Here is a 1,278-nt window from a genome sequence, read left to right on the forward strand (position 1 = left end):
CTAAGCCAACTGCGTTAGCAGCTGGCTTTTTTCATGAACCTCATTTGGGGTTTTCATCCCGAGGCTAAGATGTGGTCTCATATTGTTATAGATACTAATAGACTCTTTTACTAGTTGGTTGAGCTCTTTGATGTCTTGACACCTATTGAGTAGGAACTCTTGTTTTAGTATCCCATTGACTCTCTCTGCTAACGCATTCTGGTAGCAGTCATACCCATCGGTCATGGATGGCTTTATATCTCCACTTTTCAACTGCTCTTGATAAACTGTTGAGCAGTATTGAAGACCTCGGTCTGAGTGATGGATACAAGGGCATCGATATTGACGTGCTCTTATCGCCTTACGCAGAGCTTTTACAACATCTGTTGCTTTCATCTCATTACTCAACTCRTACCCCATAATTTTTCGACTAAATGCGTCTGTCACAAGAGATAAATAGTGAACACCTTTATCCGATTGGACGTAGGTAATATCGCTGACCAAGACTTCTTCGGGATGACTTGGCTTAATATCCTTCAGCAAGTTAGGATGCTTTTTCATCCAGTGTCGGCTATTGGTCGTCTTTGTAAAACTGCGTTTTGGTTGAACAAGAAGTCTCTCATTACGTAAGTAGTCAAAGAGCGCGTCCCTACCTAGCTTAATACCTTCTTTTTTCAGTTTTGGCTTGAGTAAGAAATACAGTTTTCTTGCTCCAATTCGAGGCATATAACGTCGGAGTTCTAAGACCATCTTCTTTACGGGCTCAAGCTTAATTTGACGGGCAGYTGCTCGCTTTTCTCTTTGGTAAACACTTTGTCTCGATATGCCACATAAGCGGCAAATTCTAGCTAAGCTGACCCCTTTCTGTTTTTGAAGGCTTCTCGCTCCTTGGCGAGATACTTTTTTCTTAGGCTTGTCCCATGCTCAGCGTCAAGAATATCCACCACTTCATTYAAGAACAGATTTCTTATTCGCTCATCTTCGAGTTCTTTTTCAAGACGTTTAATTTTTTGAGCGGGAGACTCATTAGGTTTGGTAGTCTTATGCATGGCGTTCTTCCTTGGGTTTTGCGTCCAATCCATTTTTCCGTGCTTTCTCAGCCAAGTTAAAACAGTTGAGCGACCTTGGATACCATAAATGGCTTGTGCTTGCTTGTAGGTCATTTCTCCTTTTTCTACGGCATCAACGACCTGCAATTTAAAGCCTAGTGTGTAATCACGCTGAGTGCGCTTAATGTAGAGTTTATTTGAAGTGGTCATAATTCGTCCTCAATGTGTAAACACATTTCAGGACGGGACA

1 protein-coding gene is annotated in these 1,278 nt (G+C 41.9%); it reads right to left on the reverse strand.

Translation table 11 applies throughout. The annotated features are described in order from the left end of the window. A protein-coding gene (locus DPF93_RS20985; protein WP_425275319.1) for an IS3 family transposase occupies positions 1-1,238 on the reverse strand; the annotation gives its coding sequence in 2 pieces (ribosomal slippage) (positions 1-864 and positions 867-1,238; 1,236 coding nt in all). Positions 1,239-1,278: the final 40 nt, after the last annotated feature.

It is taken from the genome of Vibrio rhodolitus (genome assembly GCF_003350325.1).
Taxonomy (GTDB): Bacteria; Pseudomonadota; Gammaproteobacteria; order Enterobacterales; family Vibrionaceae; genus Vibrio; species Vibrio rhodolitus.